Origin of the sequence: Ferruginibacter sp., assembly GCF_014377975.1 — a bacterium.
In the GTDB taxonomy this organism is placed as follows: Bacteria; Bacteroidota; Bacteroidia; order Chitinophagales; family Chitinophagaceae; genus Ferruginibacter.
The window spans coordinates 1-6,000 of sequence record NZ_JACMOO010000021.1 but is presented as its reverse complement, the minus strand read 5'-3'; the positions used below and the strand labels follow the sequence as shown (position 1 = coordinate 6,000).

At 38.5% G+C, this 6,000-nt stretch carries 3 protein-coding genes; all 3 read left to right on the top strand.

Features of this window, described 5'->3' with window-relative positions; genetic code table 11:
* Positions 1–417 (top strand): TolC family protein (locus H7254_RS01440; protein WP_301931287.1); only part of this gene is annotated, 417 nt, incomplete at its 5' end.
* Positions 418–478: 61 nt separating this feature from the next.
* Positions 479–1,678: an efflux RND transporter periplasmic adaptor subunit gene (locus tag H7254_RS01435; protein ID WP_301931286.1), complete on the top strand. Its 1,200-nt coding sequence runs from the start codon at positions 479–481 to the stop codon at positions 1,676–1,678.
* Positions 1,679–1,870: 192 nt separating this feature from the next.
* Positions 1,871–5,476, top strand: coding sequence for an efflux RND transporter permease subunit (locus H7254_RS01430; protein WP_301931285.1), 3,606 nt, complete (start codon positions 1,871–1,873; stop codon positions 5,474–5,476).
* Positions 5,477–6,000: the final 524 nt, after the last annotated feature.

Here is a 6,000-nt window from a genome sequence, read left to right as displayed (position 1 = left end):
TTTTTTAAACGCAGCGGCGATTGGTTTACTACTTCATTTATTGGGTTTAATTTAAACATTCCCATTTTTAGGGGGTTTAGTACCAGGGCTAAAATTGCCGGGGCAAAGCTGGCGCTGCAGCAAACTGAAAATCAGTTAGAAGCTCAGAAAATAAGCATTGATAATGATGTGGAAGTTGCAAAAAATAATTTTACCACTGCCATCGCTACCATGGATTATCAGAAAAAAAATATGGCGTTGGCAGAAATAGTTTATGAACAAACCAAAAAGAAATATGAGGCGGGCACCGGCAGCTCAACAGAAATTAATACCGCACAGGTAGATCTAAAAACAGCACAAACAAATTATATCAATGCCCGGTACGATGCTATTATAGCCAGGATTGATCTTTTGAAAGCAACAGGAAAACTACCATAAAACACAAATAAAAATAACTATTAAAAATAACCAAGTGTATCCATTAATCAATCATAACACCATGAAACAGTATTTTATTACAGCCGTTGCCGGGCTGTTACTTTTATCCTCTTGCGGAGATAGTAAGAAAGACGGCAATGTTGAGTTGACTGATAAGAAAGTGGCACTGGAAAAGCTAAAAACAGACAAGGATAAAATTGATTCAAAAATTACCAGCCTTGAAAAAGATATTGCCAAACTTGATACCAGCGCTGCAAATGCGCCAAAAGTAAAACTGGTGGCCGTACAAACGCTCACTAATACCGACTTTGCGCATTACATAGAATTACAGGGCCGTGTAGATGCAGAAAATATTTCCTACATTTCGCCAAGAGGCCAGGGTGGGCAGGTAAAAGCCGTACTTGTAAAACAGGGTGATCACGTAAAAAAAGGCCAATTGCTTTTAAGATTGGATGACGCAGTGCTACAACAAAATGTAGTAGCCGCCAAAGAAGGGCTGGAAAGTATAAAAACCCAATTAAGCTTTGCTAAAAATATTTACCAGCGCCAGAAAAATTTATGGGATCAGGGCATTGGTACAGAAGTACAATTAATTACTGCAAAAAATAATGCAGCCACCTTAGCGAACCAGTTAGCTTCTACGCAGGAAAATGTAAAATCAATACAGGAACAATCTAAAACATCCCTTGTATACAGCGATGTAAACGGCATTGCAGATTTGGTAAATATCCGGGTAGGAGAAACATTTATTGGTCAGATCAATGGCGTACCACAAATCAGAATTGTAAATAATACCAAATTAAAAGTTATCGGTAATATTCCGGAAAACTACCTGGGGGCAGTAAGCAAAGGAAGCCCGTTAATTGTTCAGATGCCGGATGTAAACAAAACATTTAATGTAGTAGTAAGTTTTGTAGGTGCTTCTATTGATATCATCAACAGGGGCTTTGTGGTAGAGGCAAAATTGCCTTCCGACCCTTCTTTAAAACCAAACCAGATAGCCCTGTTAAAGATTAAGGATTATGCTGCTAAAAATACCATTTCAATTCCGCTTAACACTTTACAAAATGATGATAAAGGAAAATTTGTAATGGTGGCTAATACAGAAAATGGCAAAATGATTGCACACAAGCGGCCTGTAGATATTGGTTTATTAAACGGAGATGTGCTCGAAATAAAAGCAGGTTTAAAAGCCGGGGATGTATTGATTACGGAAGGATTTGGAAGTTTATATGATGGGCAGTTGCTGACTTTGAAATAGTGAAAAGTAAATAGTTAATAGCTGAACCTGTATAAATTACTTTTATCTGGCAACGCACACCAGCCATCATTAAAGAATACGGTAGCAAATTGAAAAGGAGTACAATAAAGATAAAATGTACACGAGTGCGACGCCAATGCAGTTGCACCTTGTTGGAGTATTTGTTGGGCAATAATTAATAATAAAATATTTATGAGTGCAGTTGAAAAAATAAAAGAAAAATTTAAAGAGTTTAAACCAACTTCCTGGAGTATTACCAACAAAACCTCCATTTACCTGGTAATGTTGTTTATATCAGCGATTGGTATTTACCAATTTCTAACACTGCCTAAAGAACAGTTTCCGGATATTGTGATTCCCACCATTTATGTGCAAACCATTTATGTAGGTAACTCACCAAAAGATATGGAAAACCTTGTTACAAGGCCCATAGAAAAACAAATTAAGGCCATTACCGGTGCGAAAATCAGCAAGCTAACCAGTACCTCCCAACAGGATTACTCGGCCATTACAGTTGAGTTTGATACAAAAGTAAAAACTGAAGTAGCCCTGCAAAAAGTAAAAGATGCTATTGATAAAGCCAGGCAAGATCTGCCTACTGATCTTACCCAGGTACCCACAGCGCTGGACGTAAACTTAAGTGATCAGCCCATCATGTATGTAAACCTCAGCGGTGATTATGATATGGTGCGTTTGAAAAAATTTGCAGACGACCTGAAAGATAAATTAGAAGATCTTCCGCAGATAAACCGCATAGATATTGTAGGTGCGCCAGAGCGGGAGTTTCAGATAAACGTCGATAACTTTCGGATGCAAACTGCAGGTGTTACTTTTGATGATATTACCAATGCAGTACAGCGGGAAAATATGGACATCTCCGGGGGCTTGCTGGACGTGGGTTCTATGAAACGTAACCTGCAGCTAAAAGGACAATTTAAAACAGTTTATGATATTGAAAAAGTATTGGTTCGCAATACAGGTGGTTTTCCTATTTACCTGAAAGATATTGCTACCATAAAAGACACTACAAAAAATGCAGAAAGCTATGCACGCCTTGATGGAAAAAATGTGGTTACATTAAACATCATCAAACGCAGTGGTGAAAACTTAATTGAAACAAGTGAAGGTGTAAAAAAAACAGTTGAAGAAGCAAAAGGAGTTTTATATCCCTCCAATTTAAAAACTGTTATCACCGGCGATCAGAGTATCAGAACAAAAACATCTTTTAACGACCTGGTAAACTCTATCATCATCGGCTTTATTTTAGTGCTGATTGTACTAATGTTTTTTATGGGGGTTACCAATGCCTTTTTTGTTGCACTTTCTGTACCCCTGAGTATATTTGTTGCATTTGTATTTTTACCGGGTGCCGATTTAATTGTTGGCACACATGTAACACTCAACTTTATTGTACTGTTTGCCTTGCTGTTTGGTTTAGGAATAATTGTAGATGATGCCATTGTTGTAATAGAAAATACACACCGCATATTTACAGAAGGCAGAGGAAAAATAACTGTTATTACCGCCGCTAAAATGGCTGCAGGCGAAGTATTTATACCGGTATTAGCGGGTACGCTCACTACCCTGGCTCCCTTTTTTCCATTGCTGTTTTGGCCAGGTCTTATCGGGCGTTTCATGGTGTATTTACCCATCATGCTCATTTTTACTTTAGCAGCATCTTTGTTGGTAGCCTTTTTTATGAATCCTGTTTTTGCGGTAGATTTTATGAATCATCCGGAAGATGAAAATAAAAAATCAAAATCGGCGATCTTTAAAAAACCAGTCTTCTGGATTATAATAGGCGCAGGCATTGTATTGGATATTTTTGGAGCAACCTTTATGGGTAACCTGCTTCTTTTCTTTATGGTGCTTGTTGTATTAAACAGTTACTTCTTTACGGATGCCATTCATTATTTTCAAAACCATGCTCTGCCATGGATCATGGGGAAATACGAAAGTTTACTTCGCTGGGCATTAAAGGGCTGGAGGCCGGTGCATCTTTTATTAGGAATTATTGGCTTACTGTTTATTTCGCTATTAATATTTTATGCTTCGGTAAAAAGCAACCGGGTAGGGATCGTATTTTTTCCACAGGGCGACCCTAACCAGATTTATGTATACCTTAAATTACCCGTGGGTACTAATGTTGAGTATACCGATTCTGTAGTACAGGTGCTGGAAAAAAAGGTAAATAAAGTACTGGGTATTGATGCTTCCACGCACAAACAAAACCCTGTGGTGGAAAGTGTTATCAGTAACGTTGCCATCGGTGCAAGCGACCCAACCAGCGGCGACAGAAGCACAAGAAGTGAACTGGGAAGGATACAGATATCTTTTGTAGAATTCGAAAAAAGGCATGGTACATCTACCCGGCCTTACCTGGACCAGGTACGTGCAGAAATGAAAGGCGTACCGGGGGCTGAAATAAGTGTTAGCCAGGAAAGCAGCGGCCCGCCTACCGATCCACCGGTGAATATTGAAATTGCCAGTGAAGATTTTGACGGGCTGGTAAAAACTGCTGTTAACCTTAAAAATTATTTAGACTCTATACAGGTACCCGGCGTTGAAGAATTAAAAATGGATGTTGATCTTAACAATCCTGAAATTACTTTAACCGTTGACAGAGAACGTGCCTTAATACAAGGTGTTTCTTCTGCACAAATAGGACAGGCAATACGTACCGGTTTATTTGGTAAAGAAATATCAAAAATCAAAGAAGGAAAAGATGAGTACAAAATTCAGTTACGCAATAATGAACTGCAAAGAAAAAGCCTCAGTAACCTGCTCAACATGCGGATATCGTTCCGGGATATGGCAGTAGGCGGAGCAGTAAAAAATATTCCAATCAGTGCATTGGTTAACATAGAACCAACCAGCACTTTTGGCAGTATAAAACGTAAAAATCAAAAACGTTTAATTACACTTCGCTCCAATGTATTAACTACCAAAGGATACAATGCTACAGGAGTAAACCAGGAACTGAGTAAATACATTGATGCCTTTAAAAATAAATCAGAGGGAGTTACCATTAAACAAACCGGCGAAGGCGAACAACAATTAGAAACAGTACAGTTTCTATCTAAAGCCCTTGTTATTGCACTGATGATTATTTTATTTGTACTGGTAATACAATTCAACAGCATAAGTAAACCCGTCATCATCCTGACAGAAATAATTTTTAGCGTTATTGGTGTACTGCTTGGTTTCTCTATTACCGGAATGGAAGTATCGGGCCTTATGACCGGGCTTGGTATTGTTGGCCTGGCAGGTATTGTGGTAAAAAATGGTATCCTTGTAATTGAATTTGCGGATGAGTTAAGAAGCCGTGGTTTAAAAACAAGAGAAGCCATTATACAGGCTGGTAAAACACGTATCATCCCCGTATTGCTTACCGCACTGGCAGCCATACTCGCTTTTATACCAATTGCAGTGGGCTTCAACATTAACTTTGTATCCTTATTCTCCAATCTGAACCCGCATATTTTCTTTGGTGGCGATAGCAATGCATTTTGGAAACCATTAAGCTGGACAATCATTTTTGGTTTAGCATTTGCTTTCTTTATGACCCTAGTTTTGGTACCCGCCATGTACCTGATTGCAGAAAGATTAAAACGCCCGATGCGTAACATGTTTGGTGGAAAATGGATCAGCTTTTTGGGTATACCACCACTGATCTTTTTGTTTATGCCGCTAATGATTGTTGCAGCCATACGGCACCAGAGAGATGTTAACCGAAGAAAAAGAAAGTTAAAAGATGATGCAGCTGCAGGTGATACCTGGACAGGAAGCTGGTTTTAAAAAACGTTTCAATAAAAAATGCCGCTACGAAAATGAGCGGCATTTTTTATTCAATAACTGAGGGGCTGTAAACCTGTATTTTCTGCTCAGCGTTGGTTCCGGCTATCCGTTCCAAATCCTCCGTAACCGCTGGCAGGGTTTGCAACCACTGCCAGGGTTACTCCGGGTTTTCCACTCCTATCCGGCAGCCATTGAACAGTAGATTATAACCGGGCTTTTATGTAAGCGTAGTTACGCGTAACAATAAAATACTTTTAAATTAACATGACATGCAAAAAAAGTAAAACGATAACTCAAAATTTATTTATGCAATTTTATACTCTAAATAACAACGTAAACAATCGCTAAAAATTTATTATGAATACAAAAATTATGATGACAGCGAGTGCCCTGCTATTAGCAACAATAGGTTTACTATTTACTTTTTTACCTGCTGAAATACTACAGTATTTTAATGCTGCTGCTTCTAAACCATTTGTATTACTGATACAAATCTCAGGTGCCCTTTACTTTAGCTTTGCCAT

Excerpts from the sequence above, each read along its gene's own strand:
- H7254_RS01435 (WP_301931286.1), top strand. The coding sequence starts at position 479 with ATGAAACAGTATTTTATTACAGCCGTTGCCGGGCTGTTACTTTTATCC.
- H7254_RS01430 (WP_301931285.1), top strand. The coding sequence starts at position 1,871 with ATGAGTGCAGTTGAAAAAATAAAAGAAAAATTTAAAGAGTTTAAACCA.